Annotated in this window: 15 protein-coding genes; 4 read left to right on the top strand and 11 right to left on the bottom strand. The window is 51.3% G+C overall.

The features are described from left to right. Window positions 1–106 precede the first annotated feature (106 nt). Window positions 107–1714: a choice-of-anchor I domain-containing protein gene (locus F456_RS0113075; RefSeq protein ID WP_018977491.1), complete on the top strand. Its 1608-nt coding sequence runs from the start codon at window positions 107–109 to the stop codon at window positions 1712–1714. Window positions 1715–1877: 163 nt separating this feature from the next. Here F456_RS0113075 and F456_RS0113070 read toward each other — a convergent pair whose 3' ends face one another. Next, complete coding sequence (locus F456_RS0113070; protein WP_018977490.1) at window positions 1878–3701, bottom strand: GumC domain-containing protein; 1824 nt, start codon at window positions 3699–3701, stop codon at window positions 1878–1880. Between the two features lie 495 nt (window positions 3702–4196). Between F456_RS0113070 and thrS the strand changes: the two genes are divergently transcribed. Further along, window positions 4197–6155, top strand: a complete 1959-nt coding sequence (gene thrS / locus F456_RS0113065; protein WP_018977489.1) for a threonine--tRNA ligase — start codon at window positions 4197–4199, stop codon at window positions 6153–6155. A gap of 125 nt (window positions 6156–6280) precedes the next feature. Here the strand turns inward: thrS and F456_RS0113060 are convergent, their stop codons facing one another. From F456_RS0113060 to F456_RS0113040, 5 genes are all read right to left on the bottom strand, one after another. Beyond that, window positions 6281–7363: a hypothetical protein gene (locus tag F456_RS0113060; RefSeq protein ID WP_018977488.1), complete on the bottom strand. Its 1083-nt coding sequence runs from the start codon at window positions 7361–7363 to the stop codon at window positions 6281–6283. 24 nt (window positions 7364–7387) lie between these two features. Further along, window positions 7388–8488 carry a hypothetical protein gene (locus F456_RS0113055; RefSeq protein WP_018977487.1) on the bottom strand — a complete coding sequence of 367 codons (1101 nt, stop codon included), beginning with the start codon at window positions 8486–8488 and terminating at the stop codon, window positions 7388–7390. A gap of 213 nt (window positions 8489–8701) precedes the next feature. Then, entirely contained in the window at window positions 8702–9919 is a 1218-nt protein-coding gene (locus tag F456_RS0113050) for a hypothetical protein (RefSeq protein WP_018977486.1), read from the bottom strand. Window positions 9920–10065: 146 nt separating this feature from the next. Beyond that, a complete protein-coding gene (locus tag F456_RS24320) occupies window positions 10066–10239 on the bottom strand; it encodes a hypothetical protein (protein ID WP_018977485.1) in 174 nt (57 codons plus the stop codon). 1 nt (window position 10240) lies between these two features. Continuing rightward, a complete protein-coding gene (locus F456_RS0113040) occupies window positions 10241–11599 on the bottom strand; it encodes a hypothetical protein (RefSeq protein ID WP_018977484.1) in 1359 nt (452 codons plus the stop codon). Between the two features lie 474 nt (window positions 11600–12073). Here F456_RS0113040 and F456_RS22535 point away from each other — a divergent pair, with 474 nt between their 5' ends. Continuing rightward, window positions 12074–13069, top strand: coding sequence for a DUF6359 domain-containing protein (locus tag F456_RS22535; protein ID WP_018977483.1), 996 nt, complete (start codon window positions 12074–12076; stop codon window positions 13067–13069). Window positions 13070–13147: 78 nt separating this feature from the next. Next, a complete protein-coding gene (locus tag F456_RS23650; RefSeq protein ID WP_083923664.1) occupies window positions 13148–16720 on the top strand; it encodes an S-layer homology domain-containing protein in 3573 nt (1190 codons plus the stop codon). 204 nt (window positions 16721–16924) lie between these two features. Here F456_RS23650 and F456_RS24550 read toward each other — a convergent pair whose 3' ends face one another. The 5 genes from F456_RS24550 to F456_RS0113010 all read right to left on the bottom strand — a co-directional run bounded on the left by F456_RS24550 (window position 16925) and on the right by F456_RS0113010 (window position 22816). Then, window positions 16925–17098 (bottom strand): hypothetical protein, encoded by a 174-nt coding sequence (locus tag F456_RS24550; protein WP_018977481.1) that lies wholly within the window; start codon window positions 17096–17098, stop codon window positions 16925–16927. 123 nt (window positions 17099–17221) lie between these two features. Continuing rightward, window positions 17222–17878, bottom strand: coding sequence for a hypothetical protein (locus F456_RS0113025; RefSeq protein WP_018977480.1), 657 nt, complete (start codon window positions 17876–17878; stop codon window positions 17222–17224). A 17-nt stretch (window positions 17879–17895) separates the two neighbouring features. Beyond that, window positions 17896–18966, bottom strand: a complete 1071-nt coding sequence (locus F456_RS0113020; RefSeq protein ID WP_018977479.1) for a Kiwa anti-phage protein KwaB-like domain-containing protein — start codon at window positions 18964–18966, stop codon at window positions 17896–17898. Window positions 18967–19168: 202 nt separating this feature from the next. After that, the gene (locus F456_RS0113015) at window positions 19169–20800 is read right to left on the bottom strand and encodes a response regulator transcription factor (RefSeq protein WP_157060090.1); all 1632 of its coding nucleotides are present in this window, start codon (window positions 20798–20800) and stop codon (window positions 19169–19171) included. Window positions 20801–20905: 105 nt separating this feature from the next. Continuing rightward, window positions 20906–22816 carry a sensor histidine kinase gene (locus tag F456_RS0113010; protein ID WP_018977477.1) on the bottom strand — a complete coding sequence of 637 codons (1911 nt, stop codon included), beginning with the start codon at window positions 22814–22816 and terminating at the stop codon, window positions 20906–20908. Window positions 22817–23254 lie beyond the last annotated feature (438 nt).

Raw genomic sequence — 23254 nt, 5'->3', positions numbered from 1 at the left:
GTGCTGCATCTTTGCAGCATTTACAATCTTTTCGAGTCTTACGCATTTTACATATTTAAATCGATTTAAAACGATCCAAAAATTTCACTTAACAAGGAGCCTGATTATGAGCTTAAAACGACGCAACAGAGCCAAGTACAAAAAGATCCGACGTCTTCTGCTGACCATCTCGACGCTTTCGCTTGCTTCGGGCATAATGACCCTAAATCCCGGCGCCCTTCGTGCGGCTGAAGCCGAGGCACCGATTCCACTGCGCACCGTCGTCGAAAATCTGCAAGGGGCAGTAAAATGGAATGCCGCTTCCCGCAGTGTCACGATTCAGGGCAGCGGTCTGAACGGCAGCTTTACAATCGGTTCGACTTCTATGACACTCAATGATCGGACCTTGAAATTGGACGCTGCGCCATATGTCAGAGACGGACACGTGTACATTTCGCAAGCTGCGCTGAGCACTTTGTTGGATGCAGCTGCGGCCGCTCAAAACAATACCGGCTTCCAGCTCGTTTCCTCTTTCCAAATGCCTTCCGGCAAAGCCGAGATTGCTTCGTCCACTCCAGATGGACAACGATTGATTGTCACCGAAGCGGACGAGGGCAGTATCAGCGTGTTGGACATTTCCAATACAAGCCGACCATCCCTGCTTAAGAGCATCAGTTTCAAATCCTTGTCGGACAAAGCCGAAGTGACGAGCACAGCCGTTATGCCGGACGGTGAATATGCGCTGGCGGTCATTCGGACCGGCGATACGATGCAGTTAGCCAACCCGGGTATTCTTGCGGTTGTCGACCTGCAGAGCTACGACATTGTCAAGACTTATCCCCTTGGAATCGGGCCGGATTCGATCGCTGTTTCGAAAGATGGAAGTCGTGCGGTCATTGCAATCGAAGACGAAGAATTGGACCCGGAAACGGACGAATTCGACTATCCGAATGCCAAGCGCCCGGGCAGCATTACCGTTGTCGAATTTGACGGCGGCGACCCTCTAAAAGGAACGCTTACCGACCTGCCGGTCGATCTTGCCGGAACGCCAGGTGCCGTATATCCGCACGAACCTCAACCGGAGTACGCTGCCATCAACGACGCCGGAACGATGGCGGCCGTTACGCTTCAGGAAAATAACGTCATCGCACTGGTCGATCTCGCCAACAAAACGATAACGAAAATATTTGCACTTGGTACGACCGAGCACCTCGCCGATCTTGAAGACGACGGACAGGTCTCTTTCTCCAGTAACATGAAAGGTCGCTTCGAACCTGACGGCATCACCTTCTCTCCGGATGGACAGTATCTGATTACAGCCAATGAAGGCGATCTAGGCAAGAACGAGTTCGACGATGGTGTCAAAGCCGGGGGACGGAACATTGCTGTCTGGGATCTGGAAGGGAACCTCGTTTACGACAGTCTGAATCTGATCGACGAAGCAGCGGCCAAAGCCGGCATCTATCCCGACAAACGCAGTCCCAACAAAGGAAGCGAAGTCGAGAACTTGACAGTGTCCGTCGTGAACGGACAATCTTTATTGGCCGTAGCCGCCGAACGCGCAAATGCGATTCTGTTTTTTGATCTGGCCGATGTCAGAACTCCCCTCTATCTCGGATTGATCCGAACTGCCGGCGAATCGCCAGAGGGCATCCACCGTGTGAACGGGCGGGATTTGTTCGTCAGCGCCGACGAAGGGACAGGCACGATCAGCTTTTATGCACCCGGCAAATAATTACGTATAAGCGCCGGCTTACTTTTCCACGGATTCAAACAACAAAAGGACCGGATGCTCCGCCTACTGCGGAACATCCGGTCCTTTTTATCAATCCGGTAAACTTGCATGTATTCTATACAGCTTCCAGCAGAAAACCGCTGCCGACCCTGCTTCTGCTTCTCTACAGGTCGGCCAGTCCGTATACCCGCTTCTCCAAGTTTTTCATTTCCTGTTCCAATGCCTTGCGGGATTGTTCGGACTGCCGCAGCTGCTCGCGGTATTCGGTCTGAAGACTTTCCAATCGTGAAATCTCGGTATTCAGGTGACCGATCCTTTCCCGTTCCGCCGCAACGACATAGCGTTCGCCCTGCCCCCACTCGCCGTCGGTACGCAGCGCTTCGTCTGCCATCCGTTCCAGCAGGCGGTCCTGCTTACGCCGCAAATCCAGCAGTGTTACACTTGAAGCTGCATAGTTCAGCGTGTACTTGACCAGTCCCGAGAAGCCCGGACTCCGCTCCTGCCGGGTCGTCTCGGCATTTGTCATCCGATGACGGTTGTCGGCATACTCCTGGAGAAGTCGGTCAAACGAATCGGAAATATACGGCAGCTGCATACTGCTGACACGCAGCTTGTCTACCAGTGAACTGCGGATTTGCACAATTCGCGCTTCGGAACCTTCCCGCTCGGCACGGGCGGTTTCAAGCTGTTCGGCGCAGCTGGCCGATTCGCGCTTGTAATAGTCAATCTGCGAATCTTCTTCCTCAATTTCGGCTTTCAGTGCCGCATGTGCTTCCGCACGAGAGCGCCACAAGGCCAGCAGCGGCTCGTAATCCGCCGCCTGCTCGTCTCCGGAGACCAGTTCCGGCAGGAATAGCTGCAGCATCAGCAGCGGAAGACGTCTTCGCTGCGGATTCAGGCCGCGCAGCGACAGATGAGCGGGCTTGACTCCGACTGGAATCATCTGCAGGAAGACCGGACTGGCCGATACGGCCAGAAAATCAATGCGCTGTCCGTCCAGCACGGTTGTCCGACCAAAGCCCAGCAGACCTTCTGCAGATGCCAGCAGCGTCATGACGGTCTCGTAATAGGCGAAGCCTTCCTGCTGCTCCAGAGCGGCAAGCAGCAGCTTCGCACCGCTAGGCCGCGGAGGAGCATCCGGTTCTGGAGATTCGACAGATTCGGCATCCGCCGGAACCTCTTCGTTGTTGAGTATATGCGCTTCCTCCAGAGATTTATCCAAGTTTGTTTCCCGAGGATACGCTCCATTCATGGACCCCGGTATAACAGGCGAAGATAGGATGTCTTCAGGCTCAGTCTTATCCAGCCGGACGCCTTTCCGCTCATCGTCTACAGGTTGAGGTATTCCGGCCTCCTTCTGCGAACCCCGGAAGTCGATTTCTTCGTTCACCTGGCTATTTATATCTTCGAAATCGCGCTCTATTACTCTAACATCTTGTACCCGCTCCTCAACCGGCGGTGCGGTCTCCCACAGCTCGGGCGTATCCGGCAGCAGCGATTCAATTCGCTGCATGTATTCGTCCCACTCCGTCTGCGGCGCCGTATCAAGCAGTCGGCCCAACGCCAGTACAAGTTGAGCGATCTGATAATCGATTAAAGTCTCCAGCTCTCCCGACTCCGGACGATCTTCTCGATAAGCATAGTAAGCTCCATCATCCTGCGAAGCACCAAGTTCGACCTGTTCGACGATCGTTCCCGCAAATTGCTCCAGCTCGCCGGGCGTCGTCAGTGGAGCACCCAGCAGCTTAGCGCGTTCAGCCAGCTCCAGCAGAATACCAAGTCTCAATTCGTTGTCGTCCCATTCCCGATAGGCAAGCGTTTTTTCCTCCAGCTTTCTGGAGAAACGCTCAGGATCCCGTTTGATCCAATCGCGAATTTTGGACACGAGCAGCTCTTGAACCGCCGTATCGCAGCATAGTACGTAAACCAGCCTCAGCTCGTCGCCTTTAAGCTTGCACAGCGCCTGGGCAAAAGTATGTCCATACATGGCCAGCACCCCTTCTTTTTGCCGAATATCCTAATCCTTCACAATTTCATCATAACCTCCGGCGAACAATCGTTCAAACTTTTGCGCTTGACCTTTTCCGTTTTGCCCCTTATAATCCAGAATCAATGAAACACTCGGCTTTGACCGGAGACAATATTCCCTGCGCGCACTGTCCAGAGAGAGAAGCGATTGCTGAAAGCTTCTTCGGTAAGCGGCCCGGAATTACCCCTCCGCAGCCGCGGATGCGAACGCCGCGACCGATGCTTTCCTGAGTGGGAACGCACGGCGGCCGGTAGCCTCCGCCGTCTGATCCCCGTTAGCGGATTCCAAGTAAGGGTCACGGCCTATTTACGGAAGCACAGTCTTCCGAAGCCGGGACCGAATGAGGGTGGAACCACGAGCCGAGCGCACTCGTCCCTTTCCGGGAGATTGCGCTTTTTGCGTTTTCCGGATATTCTGCGCTCGCTATCCCACTCACACTTGGAGGAATGCAGCATGTCACCTTTATTTCATTCGAAATCCAATTCTACAACTGGCTCCAATCTTATCGAAATCCGATTTCCAAATGGAGATGTACGTTCCGTAGAATCGGGCGTATCCGTCCTTGATCTGGCGCGCTCCGCCGGCACTTCGCTCGGCAAAAATGCCGTCGCCGCCAGACTGAACGGCCGCCTTGTCGATTTGAGCGAAACGGTGAAACAAGATTCCGAGCTGCAGATTTTGCTTCCAGGCGACGAAGACAGTCTGCCGGTCTATCGACTGAGCGCCGCTCATCTGCTTGCCCAGGCCGTTAAAAGGCTGTACGACGAAGATGCGGTAAAACTGGGAATCGGTCTGCCGACCAAAGACGGATTTTATTATGATTTTGCACTGCCTCATGCCCTGTCCGCCGAAGATCTGCCCGCCATTGAACGCGAAATGCGGCGGATTGTCGAAGAGAACCTTCCAATCCGCCGCCGGACTGTCAGCCGCGCTGAAGCGCTGGATTTTTTCCGAGAGCGCGGCGAAATGTTCAAAATCGAAATGATCGAAGACGCAGCGGAAAGCGACGTCTTCTCGCTCTACGAGCAGGGTGAATTTACGGATCTTGACCGCGGACCGCATCTGCCTTCGACAGGACGACTCAAAGCTTTTAAACTGCTGAGCGTGGCTGGAGCTTACTGGAGAGGCGATTCGAATCGTCCTGTACTTCAGCGCATCTACGGTTCGGCATTTCCGCGCAAAGAGCAGCTGAACGATCATCTTCAGATGCTGGAAGAAGCCAAGAAGCGGGATCACCGCAAGCTGGGACGCGAACTCAAGCTGTTCATGTTCTCGGACGAAGCTCCAGGGATGCCCTTCTATCTGCCGAACGGCATGAAGCTGCGTACGGAGCTGGAAAATTTCTCGCGAAATATGCAGCTTGACAGCGGCTATGACGAAGTGCGTTCTCCGTTTATGATGAACCGCCGCCTGTGGGAAGAATCCGGTCACTGGGATCATTACAAGGACAATATGTACTTTTCCGAGGTAGACGACGAAGCTTTTGCGCTTAAGCCGATGAACTGCCCCGGTCATATGCTGATGTACAAAAACGAACTGCATTCCTACCGCGATCTGCCGATCCGCATGATGGAATTCGGTCAGGTACACCGACATGAATACTCCGGCGCGCTGAGCGGACTGATGCGAGTGCGGACATTTTGTCAGGACGATGCGCATTTGTTCGTGCTTCCGGGTCAGATTGAAGAAGAAATCGGTAAGGTGATGGACCTGATCGACCGGATGTATCATGTGTTCGGATTTGATTATCGGATTGAACTGTCCACGCGTCCTGAAGACAGTATGGGATCAGAAGAACTCTGGACTGCAGCCGAGAATGCGCTGCGCAATGTACTGGAGGACCGCGGCGTGAACTATCGATTGAACGAAGGCGACGGCGCTTTTTACGGACCGAAGATCGATTACCACGTGCTGGATGCTCTTGGCCGCAGTTGGCAGTGTGGAACGATCCAGCTTGATTTCCAGATGCCAGAAAAATTCGACCTGTCTTATATCGGCGAAGACGGCGGCAAGCATCGGCCGGTCGTTATTCACCGCGCGATCTACGGATCGATTGATCGCTTTATCGGGATCTTGATCGAGCACTATGCCGGGGCATTTCCACTCTGGCTCTCGCCGGTTCAAGTGCGCGTGCTCCCGGTGTCGGGACATTACGACGATTATGCATTTGAAGTTCGGAAAAGGCTTCAGGATGCCGGACTTCGAGCCGAAGCCGAAGTCAGCGGCAATAAGCTCGGCTATAAGATGCGGGCAGCGCAGCAGGAGAAGATTCCGTATATTTTGGTCGTCGGCGAAAAAGAGAAAGAATCCGGATGTGTGAACGTGCGCCGCTACGACGACGAAGCACAGATAATGACACCTTTGGACGAAGTCGTTGAAAGGCTGCTGGAGGAAGTTCGGGTACGCGGCTGAATTCCTTTTACTGCAAAGCGAAAATACGGGCAGCTTTCGGAAAGCAACAGTTTCCTATTGTAGAAAAAGCTCTCTGCCTTTGGCAGAGAGCTTTTTCTTGCAGACCTGTCAATCCAACACCCGACTCAAGGTTTTTTACGTCCGTTAAATACGGATATTGCTTTGGTCAGCTCTTCATGGGCTCTGGTAAGTTCTTCTCGCGTTGTAGCCTTTTTGAGTACCGCTTCCGCTTTACGAATCGCGCGGCGCAGATCTCCGAATGCCGATTGAGGCGTTTGTCCGGAGCGAATGCCTTTCGGCTGCTCCATCAGCTTCCAGGCGTAATTAATTTGCGTCTGCAGCGGCTGTCTTGCATCTTCCGGCAGCGGCGTACCCGACTTTAATTCCGCTTTAAGTGTCGTGTACCGGACTTCCAGATTGCCTGCAGCCATTCTAACTTGATTATAATTGGAGCCGCTTGCTACCATCTGATCCAGCAGGGAAGCCGCTTGATTAAAAGCGTTTATCGAAGCGGTATACGCCGCCGATCCTCCGCCAAGTGCATCAAGCCGATTCTTGATGTCGGCACGATATTCCGATATCCGCTGCTGATAAGTCGATGGGTTATAGCTGTATAATTCACTCGCTTTGGCGGCTCTAGGCAGATAGACTTCTTTGAAAGTTCGCATATAATTTCCTTTTTCCTGCCAACCGATTTGCGTGACAAAGGCTAACGAATCCCTCACGGCATTCAGTTTAGCGCGTTCGTACGGATTGAGATTACTTTCATTCAGACTTAACATATAATTCAGCGTCGCCAAGAGCTTGGCGACCTCGGAATCATAGATAAATTGATCGATGTAATCGTTCAGCTTCTGTTCGTACTCCCGCTTGAGCGCAGATAATTCTGCTTGTGTTGCCGCCGGATCCATTGTTATCTTATAAGCTTTGTCCTGGATTTTAAGCAGATCGTAGTATTTGTAAGCATTGGGATTATTATCGTAATTGTAAGATTCCGTTATCTTCAACGTCTCCTGCCTCATATCATTGAGGTTCATCAGGTCCGTCCGAACCGGATCAGACAGATAATTCAGCGAGACGGGTGCCGTGGAAGATACCGCAGGTGCCGCCGCCTGAATAGACGGCTGCAAGCCGAATCCTCCAAAGCTTACAGCCACGGCCAGTGCGGCTGCGGATGTTCGCACGAATACTTTCGAATTCATTTTCATTGTTTTTATCTCTCCTTGATTGTTTTATTGTTTGCGGCTGTTCAAGAAAATAGTGTCGGCTTCGTACAGCTTGGCAAGTGCGATTCCGAAATCTGCCCGCGTTTTACCTTTTTCTAAGGAACGCTCAGCTTCATTAATCGCTCGGCGAAGTGCACCGAAAGCGGAAGCCGGGTATTCGCCCGGATTGATTCCTTTAGGGGAATCCATTCTGTTCTTGGAAGCCTGAATTAGAGAGGTTAGAAAACTTTCTTCACGGAACGGTCTTTGCGGCACGTAAGGATCAAAGGCTTCAATAGCGTTTTCGGCTTTAGCTCTTGCATCAGCAAGCGCAATTTCCAGCCAAGTGATGCTTGCTGAATTCGCCAGCAGATGCTCCGCATTGGAGAGCGCCTGATCAACTTCCTGCAAGGAAGCGGAATAGTCTTCGGTGCTGCCGGCTGATAGCGCAGCTTGATGCTTGGTCTCCACATCTTCACGAATATAAGCAAGCTGCGCTCCATACCAACCGGGATCTTTGGTCGGATTCAGCTTTTGCCGCTCAAGTATGTACTTGGCATAGATGTCTACATAAGCATCGCGGTAGTCTTTGTCCGTCGGGTTCGGATTGGAACGAATCTGCGCGAAAGTTCGGCCGATTACATCCAACATCTTCCTGTCTTCCGGTGTAAGTTCACTTTCATTATCGACTGAACTCCAGATCGCTCTCTCCTCCACAAACAGATAGCGATCTACCCAGAACTTTTTAAGGTAAAAATCCTGATAGTCGGCCAGTCTCAGCTCGTACTGTCTTGCAATTGCCTGCAGTCGGGCCTGAGAAGTCGTCGGATCCATAACCGCTTGCGCGGCTTCATGCTGGATGCCCAGCATTTGATAGTAAGCAACGGAAACGAAATCGGACGACTGCGCCGGACTGGTGGAAATCTCTCGCATCGCATTTAGATCGATCAGCTTCGTTCTGGCCGGATCGCTCAGATAAGCAAACGACGAAAGATCCGTCTGCTGTATGGTCTGCGCTTCTACCGCTTGAACAGGCGGAGTGAAGCCGATTCCTCCAAAAGCGACGACAGATGCAAGAAAAGCTGCAGATACCGCTTTCACTTTACGACCAACAACTTGCTCTTTCAATTACATTCCTCCTTAATTATGTATCATTTGGGACTACGTAACATGTTTAAACGGCATCCATAAGTTTAGACGCATAAAAAACCCCCTACCGAAAACTTTTTAGATTTTTTTGAAATAATCAGATAAGGAAATAATTAGAATAACAAAAACCCCCTTGCTCAAAGCAGAAGGCTAATCAATTCTCTTTATATTGAATGTTTACAGATCCGGCTGTTAAGCGTTCCGCTTGGCCTTGAAGTCCGAGATCGATTTAACCAGTTCCGCGCGAGCCTCTGCAATTCCTGCCGAGGTTTTCGCTGTATCGAGTGCCCGCTGAGCTTTATTAATCGCACGATTCAACGTACCGATCGCCGATGCCGGGTATTTTCCGACTTCTCTTCCGACAGGCGAATCAAGCAGAGGCTGCGCTTTACGAATTTCTTCTGCAAGTCCCAGCCCTTCTGTCAATGCAGTATACGTAGTTTCCAGACCTGATTGAGCCGCATCCAACACATTTTTATTGTCCGATCCGCTAATTGCCGCCTGCATCGCTTTTACCGACGTATGATAAGCCTTTTGAAGTTTATCAGCATCCTTGGCGTAACTTCCGGCGCTTTCGATCCGAGCTTTGATATTGGCTTCATACTGGTTCAACACGGCTGTATAGTCAGAAGCCTTGAACGATTCCAGCTCATTCGCTTCCGCCTCGCGCAGCAGAAAATGCTTGTAAGCCGACAGCGCGCCGGCTTTCGTCGAATCGCCCGTCAGTTTATTTTGCGCTTCCGTGACGCCTTTCAACAGCAAACGTTCTGAAGCGTTAAGGGCACTTTCATTGCGACCGTTCAATGTGGCTGTCTGAACTTCGCTTAGAATTTTCTTCACCGAATTGGCATTCCCGATTGCAGTATCGTTGTAGCGATCCAGGGCTTCTTCCAACTTACGTGAAGACGAGAAGACCCGGTCTGCGGGAGCGTCCGGATCGGCCGACACTTCGATCGCCCGATTGCGGATTTCCGCCAGCTTGGCGTACTGCTTTTGCGAAGGCTCCAGCGGAGCATACTCTACTGTCTGAACACTCATAAAGGAGAGTTTGATAAGCGCCGCACGCGACGCTGCAGCCGAAGCTGTTTTCGCATCGACCGATACAACCGGTTGAACGACTTCCGCATCGCCCGCTGCAGATACAGCTGCCGTGCGAACGGCAAGAGGTGCGGCTGACGATGCATCCGTTGTACGAATGGAAGCTGCGTCTGCCGAGGAAACCTTCGTTCCTTGATCTGCGATAGTTTTTTCACCTGCGGCCGCTGTTGGCGCAGATGTCGATACCGCCTGTGTCTTGGATGAATCGTCAGCAAACATATGCGGCAGCGCATATACGCCTCCTGCTGCTACAACTGTTGCCAATACCGCCACAGGCCACCTTTTCGCTTGACCAGTCCGTGTTTTCTTCATGTGAACGCCTCCCAGTATGTACATCTTATGTACAGTAGTATGGTTCTACCACCCTTAACCCTCCGAAGCACCAGTGAAGCAGAAAAAGCCCCACTTTTCAGAAAACTCTGAAAGAGAGGCGTTTTTCATAAAGATTATTTAATTTCTTACCAAGCACCAATGCCTGAAGTACCTCCGGCAACACCTGAAATTTCAAAAAATTGGGCTTCTCCAGTAAGTTCTATCGTTCCTACTGCAGAAGATGAAGTAAGAGCTGTAGATGCGGTTATCACTGCAAATACCCCAAACATTACAACGAATTTAGCTAGTTGCTTTTTCATCTTATAGCCTCCTCATCAAATTCTCGTACTGTTTTTGTTCGCGTTCATCCGTTAAACTTCGAAGCTTTTCAAATAATGGGACATATTTCATAAACATGTCTTTATTGTTTATATTAATCGCCATTTCCAAACCAAGCAATAGATAATTTAAACAAAGTTTATATTTTTCTTTATTCCAAAAGTATAATGCACTTTCATAACAAAGACTTGTATACCTATTGTAATTACTCTCTTGACTATAAACGGAATTTTCACGAAGCAGTTGTTCAAGAGGATCAGAAAACTTGTTCAAAATGTGGTCAATCGTATAATGATGCTTATTTGCAGATTCCACAATAATTAAAAGTGTTACCAGCAGTTCAGATGGATTTTCTTCGATAAACTGTACACATTCAGACAGAACTTCTTGCTCCCCTTCTAACAAACGGACTTGCATCGTATTAATTTTTGCAAAAAATTTGAACTTATCGACTTCAACGCGCGACTGCTCATCCAAATCGGCGAACCAATCCAAATCCGCATAGCCGGCTATGTAACTTTTTGCTTTCTCGTAATTTTCTTCATGGAGCATGATATTTTGCATAGCCAAAAAGCCATAACCATAATAAACGACCAATGGATATTCGCTTGGAATTCGATTTTGGTCTAACCCACGCTTCAATCGCTGTTCTTCGTTAAGATAAATGATTTGTGAAAAGTCAAAAAGTAGATGCGAATACTTTTTCGCTTCTGGTCTTTTGTCCAAAGACAAATATACGTTCACCAATTTCATCAATCCGTCCAACCGATGATGATCCGGCAGCCTCTCGCAAAACGGCTCAAATTCAATGGCAGCTCTCAGGTTCTGCTCATTATCTTCTCCCAGCGCTGCTCGAAATAGTCGATAATGACTCACCGCCAATCTTTCCGATTGATGATACTTTTCGTTCTGTACCAGGCAGCGGTAAAAGACGACTGATTCTTCAACTTTACCTCCCTCGTACAAAGCTTCTGCAATTTCGAAGATCATATCGAGCTGCCGCAGATCTTCCAGCAGACGCGACAGTACCGCCTGAATGCATTCGACCCGGCCTAGCTCGGCGCAGCGGATGAGGAATGGTTCGACGCGACGCCTATTGGGCCGGCCATCGTAAAAACATTCTTCGATATATCGCTCGAACATCCACCCTTCCTCATGTCCAAGCGCTCGGCCGATCCGTTCCATCTGATTAAGCGAAATCGGTTTGGGAGGATTGCTGTTCAATATCGCACTGAAAATGCCACGGTTAATTCCCGACCATTCGCCGAATTCCGAAAAATTCATTCCCATATCCGCAATTCCTTTTTCAATTTCGGAACGCAGCGTCATTGTCAATTCCATCTCCACACCTCTTTCGCATCAAGACCGCCGTCTCTATGTAGTCTTATCATTTAATTCTTCACTTACAATTAATTTACAATATACAGAATAAATAAACATCGGTCAATTTGTTTTTTGGTCGTTTTTTAAACAATATTTTTTAGATTAAAATCATACGCAGCAAGCATTTTCGCTTTGGAAATCCCATTGCCGAAATGACTTATTGGTCATGCATGAAAATACAAAAATAATGCTTACTCAAGATGATAGTAATAATAATTTTCTTAAATTTTTAATAAGTTTTCCGATTCGAAGTATTTTCTCGTCTGTTTGGCATGCTTTTTTCTGTTTTGCTTCTTGCTTAATTCCTCCTTGCTTGATTTCTTGCTTTTCCCATGTTTGTTTTTACACTCCATTAACAACCAGCAAACAATTATTCGTTAAGGTGGAGAGGCTGACTTTTTAGAAAACGAGGAATATGGAGGAATTACACGCATGACATTTTGGGAAAAACATAAACTCCGCAAGCTTCTGACGGCTTTTACCGCAGGAACCTTGCTGGTCTCGGGATCGCTTCCGGGAACCGTAAAGCCTAGATCAGCTTATGCCGAAGCACAGTTCGATATACAGCAGGCAAGCGCTCCTTTATCGGTGGCGGATGCGCAGCTGCTGAACAATAATAAGGAAGTCGCTTCGGTATCAGGATACATAATTGGTGTTGTAATCAGTGCGAGCTCTCACAAATTAGAGCCAGAAGCTGACGGTGCTTATGCGGTTGACACAAATATTCTGATTGCCGATTCTCCGCAGGAAACCGATCGCAGCAAGACGATTGCGGTTCAGCTTCCGTCGGGAGCTCTGCGCAGCGGATATAACCTGAAAGATCACCCTGAACTTCGCGGACAGAGCATTGTCGTAACCGGCTCTCTTGAAGCTTACTACTCGCAAACCGGACTCAAAAATCCTACTTCGATTGAACGTCACACGCCTGCCGCTCCTACACAGACGATGCCGGTACAAGCAGATATATCGTCCGGAACGGTCAAGAGCGGAACCGCGATTACATTGCGTACGGGAACGCCGGATGCTTCTATTCAAGTCGAGATCAACGGGAACGCTCCGATTCCTTATACCGATCCAATTCTGATTGAAGGTCCCACTTCTATCCGCGCCTATGCGGAAGCACAAGGTCTGGAACGCAGCCAAATCTCCGAATTTTCTTATACCACGCTGCAAAAAACTTCGATCTACGAAGCTCGCCAAATCGCAGAAGGACAAAGTGTATGGGTAGAAGGAACCGTCACTTATGTTGAGGAATCCGGCAGCGCACTGAACATCTACGTGCAGGACAGCGAAGCCGGCATTGTGGTCAGAGCTTCCGGCGCCCCTGCCGTACAGGCGGGAGACGTGATCGAAGTTTCCGGAAAGCTTGGTCTTTACCGTGAACTGCTGCAGATTAATGCAAACGCATCCGACCTTACAGTCACATAAGCCTCTGCCGGTGTTCCTGCTCCGTTAAAACTGACTTCGAGCGACTTTACACCAGCTGGCTCCGCCAAATATGAGGGCATGTTGGTTGAAGTTGAAGGCGTAGATGTACAATCGGTCAGCTCGTCGAGCAGCTTCACGGCCAAAGACGACCAAGGCGAGTTTATTATCTATTCTAAAAACGGACTTGTTCAAACCGGCAAAATGTACAGCCGAATCGTCGGTGTAATGAACCGCTACAACCAGGCCATTCAGCTCATTCCAAGAAACGGCCTCGATGTTGTCGAAAACGAGATGTCCGTGCTAGCCACCCCAAACTCGGGTACCGTCACACGCAGTACGCCGATCTCTCTGCATGTACCGGCAGAAGGCGCAGTCATTCGTTATACGACAGATGGAAGCGACCCGGATGAAAATTCGAACCTCTACGAAGCACCGCTGACCTTGAGCGAGGATACGACGGTCAAAGCGATCGCGGTACAGGGCGACCAGCGCAGCGAAATCTTTTCTTTCCAGTATCAAGTACTGAAAGAGCTCGACCAGCTTCGCATCCACGATATTCAGGGCGGAGCTCATCGTTCGCCCTATGAAGGCCTGAGCGTCAAAGATGTGGAAGGAATCGTAATCTTCGTCAGCGGAAGTACTTTCTACATTCAGGAGCAGGACGATCTGGTTGACGATAACGATGCCACATCGGAAGCGATCGCTGTTTATTTCAAAAGCCACGGCGTGAAGCCCGGCGATCGAGTCAGCATCAGCGGAACGATCAAAGAGTACACCGAGCTCACTTACACCAGTAATCCGGTTGACCTGACTACGACGGAGGTCGTTCCGTCAGTCGCTTCGGATATCCGGGTGCTGGAGCAAAATGTCGAACTGCCAAAACCGATTATATTGGGCAAAGACGGACGCATTATGCCGACTGGGAATATCAAGACCGGGACACTCGAAGAGTTCGATTCCGAAGCTAACGGTATGGACTTTTTCGAAAGTCTGGAGAGCATGCGTATTCAGTTGAACGATGCCGAAATTATCGGACCTTATTCTTATGAACTGCCGGTATTGGTAGACAACGGGCCGGATGCGGATGAAGTAAGAACGCCTGCCGGCGGTCTGCTGCTGACCGAGAGAGGTCTTAATCCGCAGCGTCTGTTGATCGATAAAAAGCCGAAAGAAATGGTGAAGACCGGCGATCATTTTGCAGAACCGGTAATCGGCGTGATGAGCTACAACTTCAGCAACTACAAAATCCTGCCAGAAGAGCTTCCGGCTGTTGTCCCGGGTGATCTGGAACGTGCCGTTACTCATCTGACTCCGGAAGAAGACAAGCTGAATATTGCTTCTTTCAACTTGGAAAACTTCAGCCCGACTGCCGGCAAGCGGATCGGCGAGATCGGTGAAGCGATTGTACACAACCTGCAGTCGCCGGACATCCTCGCTCTGCTCGAAGTGCAGGATGGCAGCGGCACGATCGACGACGGCGTAACTGATGCTTCTGCAAGCTACGGCGTGCTGATCAAAGCGATCGAAGATGCGGGCGGTCCTTCGTACAAATTTACGGACATCGAACCGGAAAATAACCGGGACGGCGGTTCTCCGGGCGGCAATATCCGTGTCGGCTATCTGTACAATCCTGAGCGGGTAACCCTGACGGAAAAACCTAAAGGCGAAAGCACGGATGCCGTCAGCTATGACGAAAACGGTCTGACCCTCAATCCGGGCCGCATCGAACCGCAGAACGAGATTTTCAGAAGTTCGAGAAAACCGCTCGCTGCCGAGTTTGAATTCAAAGGGGAGAAAGTGGTCGTCATCGGCAACCATTTCAATTCCAAGCTGGGAGACGGCGCTCCGTTCGGCGGTATTCAACCATTTGAACTGAAAAGCGAAGTTCAGCGTGCCAAGATTGCCGCTGTCGTCAATGGATTTGTACAGCAGATTCAGACGAACGATCCGGACGCCAATGTTGTTGTATTGGGCGACCTGAACGATTTCCAGTTCTCCAACGCACTGAGCATTTTACGCGGCAAAGAGCTGATCAACTTGGTCGACGAGCTGCCGGAGAACGAACGATACTCCTATGTCTATGAAGGCAATTCGCAGACCCTTGACCATATTCTTGTCGGACGCAATCTGACGAATGCGGCGAAGCTGGATATTGTGCATATCAACGCCGACTTCATGGATGGCAGCGGCCGGGTCAGCGACCATGATCCGCTGCTCGTGCAGCTGGATCTGAGCCTTAAGACGCCTCCCGGAACACCAGGAACGGAACAACCAGGTAATCCTGGAAACCCTGGCTCGGGCTCTCCCGGCTCAGGAACTCCGACTACACCGCCTGCACAGACTCCTCCGGTTTCCGGTGGCGGTAACAGCGGATCGGCACCTTCTGCAGGCGGAACGTCTTCCGGTCAAGTTCCAGGCACCGTTCCAGGAAACCAAGGCACCGTACCGGGCACTCCAACCGGCACAGCGGGACGGATCGAAATGACTCCTGCCGTTGTCGTAAACGGTGGAATCCGAGTTGCCGAAGCCCAGCTTGAAGCAAATGCTATTCGTCAAGCTCTGCAAACAAGCGGTACCGATATGCTTAGTCTCAGACTGTCTCTTGGCAGCGGAGAAAATGCCGATCGCATGCAGATGTCCTTGACTCCGGAAGCACTCCGCACCGCAGTATCCGGAGGGGTCCGAGTGCTGTCGATCGAGACGCCGAACGGCGGTTACAGCGTACCGCTTAATAAGCTCGGACTGCCTGCTGCCGCAAACGCTGCAGGAACAAGTGGCCTTCAAGTCACGATCTCGAGCAACTCTCAGGCGCTGAGCCAGGTGGAGACGCTTGGCTGGAACGCCCTGCAGGCTGTCGACTTTGAGCTTGCACTGGTCGATGCTTCCGGTACAAGCCGCGAACTGCGGAAGTTCGATACGTACGTAAAACGTACGATTCCGCTGTCCGGCGCAGCGACCGGATCTACAGCCGTACTGAGACTCGAAACGGCGGCTAACGGAACGATGACCCTGTCTCCGGTTCCGTTCAAACGAAACGGCAGTGAATTGATTGTCTACAGCCGCACCAACAGCACCTATGTTGCAGCGCAGCAGAACAAGTCCTTTACCGATACGAAAGCCCATTGGGCCAACGCCGAAATCACCGCTCTGGCTGCCAAAGGCATCGTAGACGGTGTAAGCAGCAGCAAATTCAGTCCAGGTACAGCCGTTACCCGCGCCGAGTTCACTGCCATGCTGGTTCGTATGCTGGGACTTACGACTTCCGTCTCCGCTCCAGCTGCCTATGAAGACGTTCAAGCTTCGGGCTGGTATGCCGGTTCGGTAAGTGCAGCGGCAGAAGCCGGTCTCATTGGCGGATACACGGACGGCACTTTCCGTCCCAACGCCCAAGTGACACGTCAGGAGATGGCAGCTATGGTAGCACGCGCCCTGAACTTCGCCGGCTACAGTCAGTCCGGTACTTCGTCCGCAGCCTTCACGGACACAGATCGTATTCCGGCCTGGTCTGCGGAGTCCGTCAATTTGCTGGGCAGTCTCGGATTAGTACAGGGTGATTCCATCGGCCGCTTCCTGCCGGATCGCCATGCAACCCGTGCCGAGAGTGCGGCAATGCTGGGACGAGCGCTGGATGTGATGGACTTTTCCAAGTAAGGAATAGGGTCATTCCTATGTAACTGATCGTTAAGCAGACTACCTTAATGCATGATGCATTAAGGCAAGGTAACTTAGAGCCTTAATGCGATTATTTAAAAAGCTCCCGTATTCCGGTTTCGCTTCGAGCGAACTCAGGAATTTACGGGAGCTTTTTTCGTTTTTAGGGATTGCAGCTTTTTATACAAAACGAATTCTCTATGTTTACTTGTCTTCTTGATCCTTATCAGACGAGTCTTCATGATGGGCCTCGGACTGAGACAATACCGATCCCGCCAGCGACTTTTCCTTTTGGTCAGCAGAGTTATCCTGCAGTACCTTGGAAGCCAGAGTAGACATCTTGGCTGAAGATTGCTTGCTGTCATGTTCATGGGACATCCGTATCACCTCCATAAGTTGGAGTAACCGGAATATCGATCGGATAAACACTTCATTGAATTAAAATCATCAAAATTGAATCAAATTGCAAGGTAGTCCCTATTTCTATCCATTTAGCACCTGTCAGTTTTCCTTATTACTGCGACTGATCACATACATCTTCCCTGTCAGCGGCTCGCCTCTATATTTCGCTCCAAGATCCAGATCCTTCTCCCTCACCAGCATCACAACTTCCTGCCGCAGCCCTTTGTCCGCCGCTTCCTCTTCGAGGCTGTATGCCGAGATTGTTCCTTTGAACACCTGAAATCCCGACACGAAAAACAGCGGGCAGGTGGCAATCGTATCCGTTTTTACGAACACGGCGATAATGAACACGATCATCAGCAGCGACACGGCAAAGTTGGTGATGGACGAATAGTCGAGTGCCAACCGAGGAAGCAGCAGCGTCATGAGGAAGAAAGTATAGTCGCTCGCCGGCAGTTTTTCGAAACGCCGCACCGCATACATCCGTCCACCGCGCTGCGAAACCACCTTTTTCTCCGTATCACGCAGCAGCCAGACGATGACCAGACGGTACAGCAGCAGCGAAGCTCCCAGCACAACCAGCAGGAAAACAACTTCCGCAATCCACATTCGGCCACCAAGAAGCCCATTTAGGGATTCTCGCCCAAGCCACGCCGGAAGCAGATTGTTCCGATACAAAAAACCGCCGATCATCAGCATGAACAGCGGTGCGTAAGCGGTCGTCCAGAGGATGATCGGTTCTTTTTTGCTCCACATGGTCCGGATTCTCCTCTCTAGGCGTTATCTTCCTGTCGATCTCCGGCACTATCGATGGAATCGGCCAAGCCGAACTCTTTCGTCAGGAACGACTGTACGATCTTGTCCGCAAAAAAGTGCAGCAGAGCGGTCGGCCGACTGCCTTCGGGATACATAATCACTTCGTGATCCAGATCGAGAAAATCGTACAGCTCCCAGAGGGGTGCATAGGTACGGCGATATTCTTCTGCCCGCTCGGCACTCGATGGAACACCATTGCGAATTTGTCGGAGCTCGCTGCAGCGATCTTTAAAGTTTTCTTCCAATGTCTCCAGCTGTTCCGCTCCCAATTGTGCCAACGTCCGAGTATGGAAAATGGCGCTGCAGTCCCTTTTGAATCGTTCTTTGTCCAACTCGTCGATCGCGAAAAAGGGCATATTTGTAATAGTCTCCAGATTCCGATCTCTGGCGCTGACAATATGATCGCGGTAATCGAACACATTTTCAAAAGAAAGCAGGTTGGAAATGTACAGCTCATCCCCCACCAGCATAAAGTCGATCTTTCCGCCCAATTCGATCAATTCGTCGGAAGCAAAGTCCAATTCGCCGGAGCGTCCGAGCGCCCACTTTTTTCGTGATGCGCTCTGCTTAGGTTTGCGGTAGAAAAAGAAATACAAACGCTCTCCGTCAACATCCGCTTGTATCACCTGAAAGTCCGTCTCCTGCACGTCAAGCAGACCATCCGGATTGGCCAGAGCACCGAGAAGGGCATTCTTGCGCTCATATGGCAAACCGATTTCCTCGCCCAGAGTCAGTTTCGCCAACCGGCCGTGCTTCTGAACTTCAAGATGATATTCGCTGACGACAAAGCGCCGCGATCCGTCATCTTCCTTGATCTGCATCGCCCGGATTTCCTTGATCAGCTGCCGCTTCAGCCAGTGACTCAGCTCTTCCGAAATCGAGAACGCTTTGGCCCGGTAATACCGGTCTGCCTCTTTCTGTTTGCGCACCAGAAAAAAAGCCAAGTCCACATCTGTCGATTCTTCGGAATCCGGCTCATTGCCCAGCAGATTTAGCGGATGATTTGGGGCGTTGATCGAAAGGGTCATGGAAAGGCTCCTTTGTCTTTTTTAGGAAAAAGCCCGGCTCAGTATAGTTCCTACAGCACAAGCTTCTGCGGCATATGCTTTCTCTCCTGCTTATTACCCTTTTCGGTAGGAGCTGCCGCAGCTGGAAGCAGCGATGATTTCACTATAATTTGTGTGCTTTTTATATGACTTTTATATGCATTTTATCTACTTTCATGTGCTTTTATATACGTTCAGATTCGATCGCCAACGTGTCCCGATACTCCGACGGACTGCATCCGGCGTATTCCTTGAACACTTTGGAAAAATAATGCGGATCGCCGAAACCAAGCGCTTCCGCGATATGCTTGACCCTCACGTCGGGATCGGAAGCCAGCAGCCGCCGTGCTTCGCAGATCTTCAGATCCATATAATGATGGACAAATGTGCGCCCCGTATACCGTTTTACAATCCGACTGATGTACGACGGGCTGACATGAAACTGCTGCGCCGCATCCGGCATGGAGAGCTGAGCGTACAGATTTTGCCGCAAATAGCGATCGAGCTGCTCAAACAACTCCTCGCCCCCTCTTCGGCCCGATTCCTGCAGCGGATCGAATCTGGCGGCACACCAATCGTGAAGCACCTCGGCAAAAGCTTCCGGACTGGGCACGGCGAACAGACTATGGAGCTCCGTGTCCAACGCGCTGGCCGAATTGTTTGGGTTGTTCAGGTTATGCAGATTGTCCCGATTGTTTGAGCTGCCTAGGCTGTTGGATGGGTCGGCGTAATCGCCGCCATCCGGCAGCACCGCAGCACCGAACTCCTCCGCCAGAAAACGGACCAGCCGTTCCAATTCGGCGAGCTTCGCGCCGCCGCTCAGCCACAGCGGCAGTTTCTGCCGCAGCAGCAGAAGGAATCGCTCCTTCTGCCGCTGGGCGAGCAGCTCCGCGAGCTGCGCCTGCGCCGCCAGCTTCTCGGCTTCGCCGCAGCGCGGCCTGCCGTCCTCCGGCTCGCCGGCGCAGGGCTCCAGGCTGCCCGACACGGTCAGCCGCTCGCGCATGGCGCGTTCCAGCCGGCTGTACAAGCCGGCAAGATCCCGCAGCTCCACCGGCTGCGGACAGCCCAGCGCGGCAGCATGAATGCCGCGCTCCGCAAGCGCGCTGCGCGCCGCGCCCGCCCACGCCTCCGGCGAAGCGTGGGCGGTCAGCACCCTCGCGTCCGCGAACGCGAGGAGTCCCTGCGGGTGCAGCGTTGGCAGCACCCGGCAGCGCAAAGCGCCGCAGGCCGGAGCAAGCGCGGCCTGTACGTCTGACGGCGTCCATCCGTCAGACTGCGGCGAGAACGGCCGGCGGCGCAGCAGCAGAAGCGCATGCTCGCCGGTCAGCAGCTCGGCGTCCAGCGTCATATGCGCCAGCAGTTCCGGCGCGACAACGCCTTCCAGCAGCCTCCGGTCGCTCTCCTCCTGCAGACGCAGCTGTTCCAGCAGACGGGTCAGCACTTCCGTCAGCTGTTCCTGCTCCACGGGCTTGAGCAGGTAGTCGAATGCCTGCAGATTCAACGCCCGGCGCGCATATTCGAAGTCGCTGTAGCCGCTGATCAGCACGGTTTGCAGCCGAGGGTTCAAATGCTTGGCTTCTTCGATCAGTCCCAAGCCATCCAGCTTTGGCATGCGAATGTCCGTCAGCAGGATATCGATGTGCTGCTCCCGCAGATGCACAAGCGCCTCTACGCCGTTGGACGCAGCAGCCGTAACCTTCACCGGAAGATTGGCCGATTGAATCAACGACTGGATATTGCGCAGGATCGGCTTGCTGTCCTCCGCGATCAGAATGTTGTACATGCCGTCGTCTCCTTTCTTGTTCCATTCGAACACAGACTCCCCTACTCCAAGCGGTCGATCAACTGTCAATACATATCGTGGGACTTAGTTGGCTAAACTGTCTTGTTTCTCTTGTTTCTCTTGTTTCTCTTGTTCGACTCAATAAAAGTCCTCCGTTAGCGACCCGATAATTTGAATAGCCGCTCCCCCACCGTCGTCGTTATGGTTGTACATATTGAAAAACAGCCGGTTTTTGTACATGAGCTGCAAACGTCTGACCGTATTGACAATACCCATGCCACCGATTCCCGTTTCGCTTTCTTTTGCAGATTCGCTGCGGCTTCCGTTTCTATCGTCTATTCCGCTTATTTCGTCTACTCCATCTATTGCATCTACTATATCTATTGCATCTATTGCATTTGTTTTGTCGTTAGCCGAATCTTTATACTCCTCTTTTTCCGTAACTTCAGCTGTACGAATACGGCCCAATACAGCAGCAATCGTATCCGAATCGAATCCGTCTCCATTGTCCCGAATTTCCAGCGCCCACAGTCCGTTGTACAGCTTCACCCGGATTTCAATTCGCCACGGCGTATCCGCCTGCTTGAATGCGTGTTCAATACAGTTTTCCACAAAAGGCTGAATGACAAGGCGCGGCAGCCGAATACTGTCGAACGCCCGATCCTCGTCTATCGTCCATTCCAGATCGTCCTCGTAATTATGCTGCAGCAGCGTCAAATAATGCTTGGTGTGCTCCAGCTCTTGCGTCAGACTGACATGCTGATACGGCGAAGACACAATATAGCGCAGACTGTCCGAGAGATTTTTGCACATTTCCGATACGACCGCATTTTTCCCTTCCTGTGCGGCAATGCTGATCAGATACAGGGTATTATGAATAAAATGTGGTGCGATCTGCGCCTGCAGTGCCGAGTTTCGGGCAACCGCTTCTTCATGCACAGCCAGCTTTTCCCGCTCGATCGATACCTGAAGCCGATCCAGCAGTCCTTGAAATGCTTCGTTCAGCAGCAGCAGTTCGTTGTTCGACGACGGGGTCACGACCCGAGTGTCCATATTGCTGTAATTGATGTGCAGAATCTGGCTTCGCAATCTGCGAATCGGCAGCAGAAAGTTGCGGGCGGAGAAGTAAATATAGGCGGCGGAAAAGAGAAGAAGCGAAGCAATCAGCAGCATGGAGACGTTCGTGACCGAATTGACCGGACCGAGCACTACCTTTTTCGGCGTTATGGTGTAGGTCGTCCATCCTGTTTCGTTCGATCGGTAATAAGCGACATAATCGCCCTGGCTGTCGAGATAAACGCCGCTCGAGTCCTTTTCAGAAGTCGGCATGGAGAAGCCCGCAAGGTCTGCACTTTTCAGATTTCCCGATGCGTAGATGGGCTGCCGGTCCGGGTCGAGCACGTACACTTCACTGCCCGAACTGACAACGGAAGCGGAACGGTCTAACATGTCCTGCTGCAGCTGAATGGCCATATAGCCGAAGATTTTGCCATTCTGATTGATGATCGATCGAACGAAAAAGACTCGATCCGGACTTGTCCGGTACAGAGCGTAACCGTTTTCGATCCAACTTGTATTTTGTTCGCTTTCTTCCAAAAAAGGCAGCAGTGACGACGGATTGCCCGCAGCACTGATAAAAGTCGTGAGCAGAGCGCCGCGCAGATCATAGATTGCCACATCTTCAATATTCATGCTGGGCCCAATCGACTGGAACATAATTTCTCTCAGCTTGCGGCTTCGGCTCAGTCCTTCTACACTCAAACGCGAGTAGTCGCCGGACGGCATTAACGTAAAAATATCCTGGCTTGATAAAATACGCTGCGAAAGCTGATTCTGACTATCGACGTATAGATTGAGCTGATCGCTGATTTTCGCTGCAGTCTGCCGCATTTCGTTTTCCGTTCTGTCCCGAAGCGGCCGAACCACCATTTGATTCACATAGACCGCAAAAATGCCCAGTACGATCAGCAGCAGCACCGCAAACGCCAGCAGAAATTTGGTTTGAAGACTGGCTCGGCCCCCGCTCCCTTTTAATTTCCCGAAAAGCACTCTGCAACCTCCCATGGCTGTTGATGTTCATACTGTACAACCAAAATCCAGAATGAACAAGGGAATGTGGAAGGCTTTAAAAGGCGAGCGATGCGATATGTACAGAAATGCTGGCGCCAGGGAATAAGTACGATCTGCAGGGCGTTAAGAAATAAATGCAAATATTCAGGACGTCAAAAAATAAGTGCTGTTATGCTAGGCCTGTTGATTAACCAAAAAATAGCAAAAAGGACGCCTGTTTGTTAAGCTGTTTGTACCCCTACAAACATCGAAACGAGGCGACCTCATGACAAAGTCTACGACATTCTCGAGTGTTCTGCAAACTGTATTTCCCCGCGAGCAAATCGAAGAGTTGCTCGCGGAAATCGGCTATGTCGATGTGGCCCGGAAGTTCACCGGTTACGATTTGTTTCTGTTTTTGGCTGAAGCGGCTTTGCA

This window comes from Saccharibacillus kuerlensis DSM 22868, assembly GCF_000378145.1.
Lineage (GTDB): Bacteria > Bacillota > Bacilli > Paenibacillales > Paenibacillaceae > Saccharibacillus > Saccharibacillus kuerlensis.
Note: the sequence above shows the minus strand (reverse complement) of the source record. Positions and strands in the feature narration are given on the sequence as shown.

Excerpts from the sequence above, each read along its gene's own strand:
- F456_RS0113040 (WP_018977484.1), bottom strand. The coding sequence starts at position 11,599 with ATGGAATTGACAATGACGCTGCGTTCCGAAATTGAAAAAGGAATTGCG.
- F456_RS0113075 (WP_018977491.1), top strand. The coding sequence starts at position 107 with ATGAGCTTAAAACGACGCAACAGAGCCAAGTACAAAAAGATCCGACGT.
- F456_RS24550 (WP_018977481.1), bottom strand. The coding sequence starts at position 17,098 with ATGTCCCATGAACATGACAGCAAGCAATCTTCAGCCAAGATGTCTACT.
- thrS (WP_018977489.1), top strand. The coding sequence starts at position 4,197 with ATGTCACCTTTATTTCATTCGAAATCCAATTCTACAACTGGCTCCAAT.
- F456_RS22535 (WP_018977483.1), top strand. The coding sequence starts at position 12,074 with ATGACATTTTGGGAAAAACATAAACTCCGCAAGCTTCTGACGGCTTTT.
- F456_RS0113025 (WP_018977480.1), bottom strand. The coding sequence starts at position 17,878 with ATGTGGAGCAAAAAAGAACCGATCATCCTCTGGACGACCGCTTACGCA.
- F456_RS0113070 (WP_018977490.1), bottom strand. The coding sequence starts at position 3,701 with ATGTATGGACATACTTTTGCCCAGGCGCTGTGCAAGCTTAAAGGCGAC.
- F456_RS23650 (WP_083923664.1), top strand. The coding sequence starts at position 13,148 with ATGTTGGTTGAAGTTGAAGGCGTAGATGTACAATCGGTCAGCTCGTCG.
- F456_RS24320 (WP_018977485.1), bottom strand. The coding sequence starts at position 10,239 with ATGAAAAAGCAACTAGCTAAATTCGTTGTAATGTTTGGGGTATTTGCA.
- F456_RS0113060 (WP_018977488.1), bottom strand. The coding sequence starts at position 7,363 with ATGAAAATGAATTCGAAAGTATTCGTGCGAACATCCGCAGCCGCACTG.
- F456_RS0113020 (WP_018977479.1), bottom strand. The coding sequence starts at position 18,966 with ATGACCCTTTCGATCAACGCCCCAAATCATCCGCTAAATCTGCTGGGC.
- F456_RS0113050 (WP_018977486.1), bottom strand. The coding sequence starts at position 9,919 with ATGAAGAAAACACGGACTGGTCAAGCGAAAAGGTGGCCTGTGGCGGTA.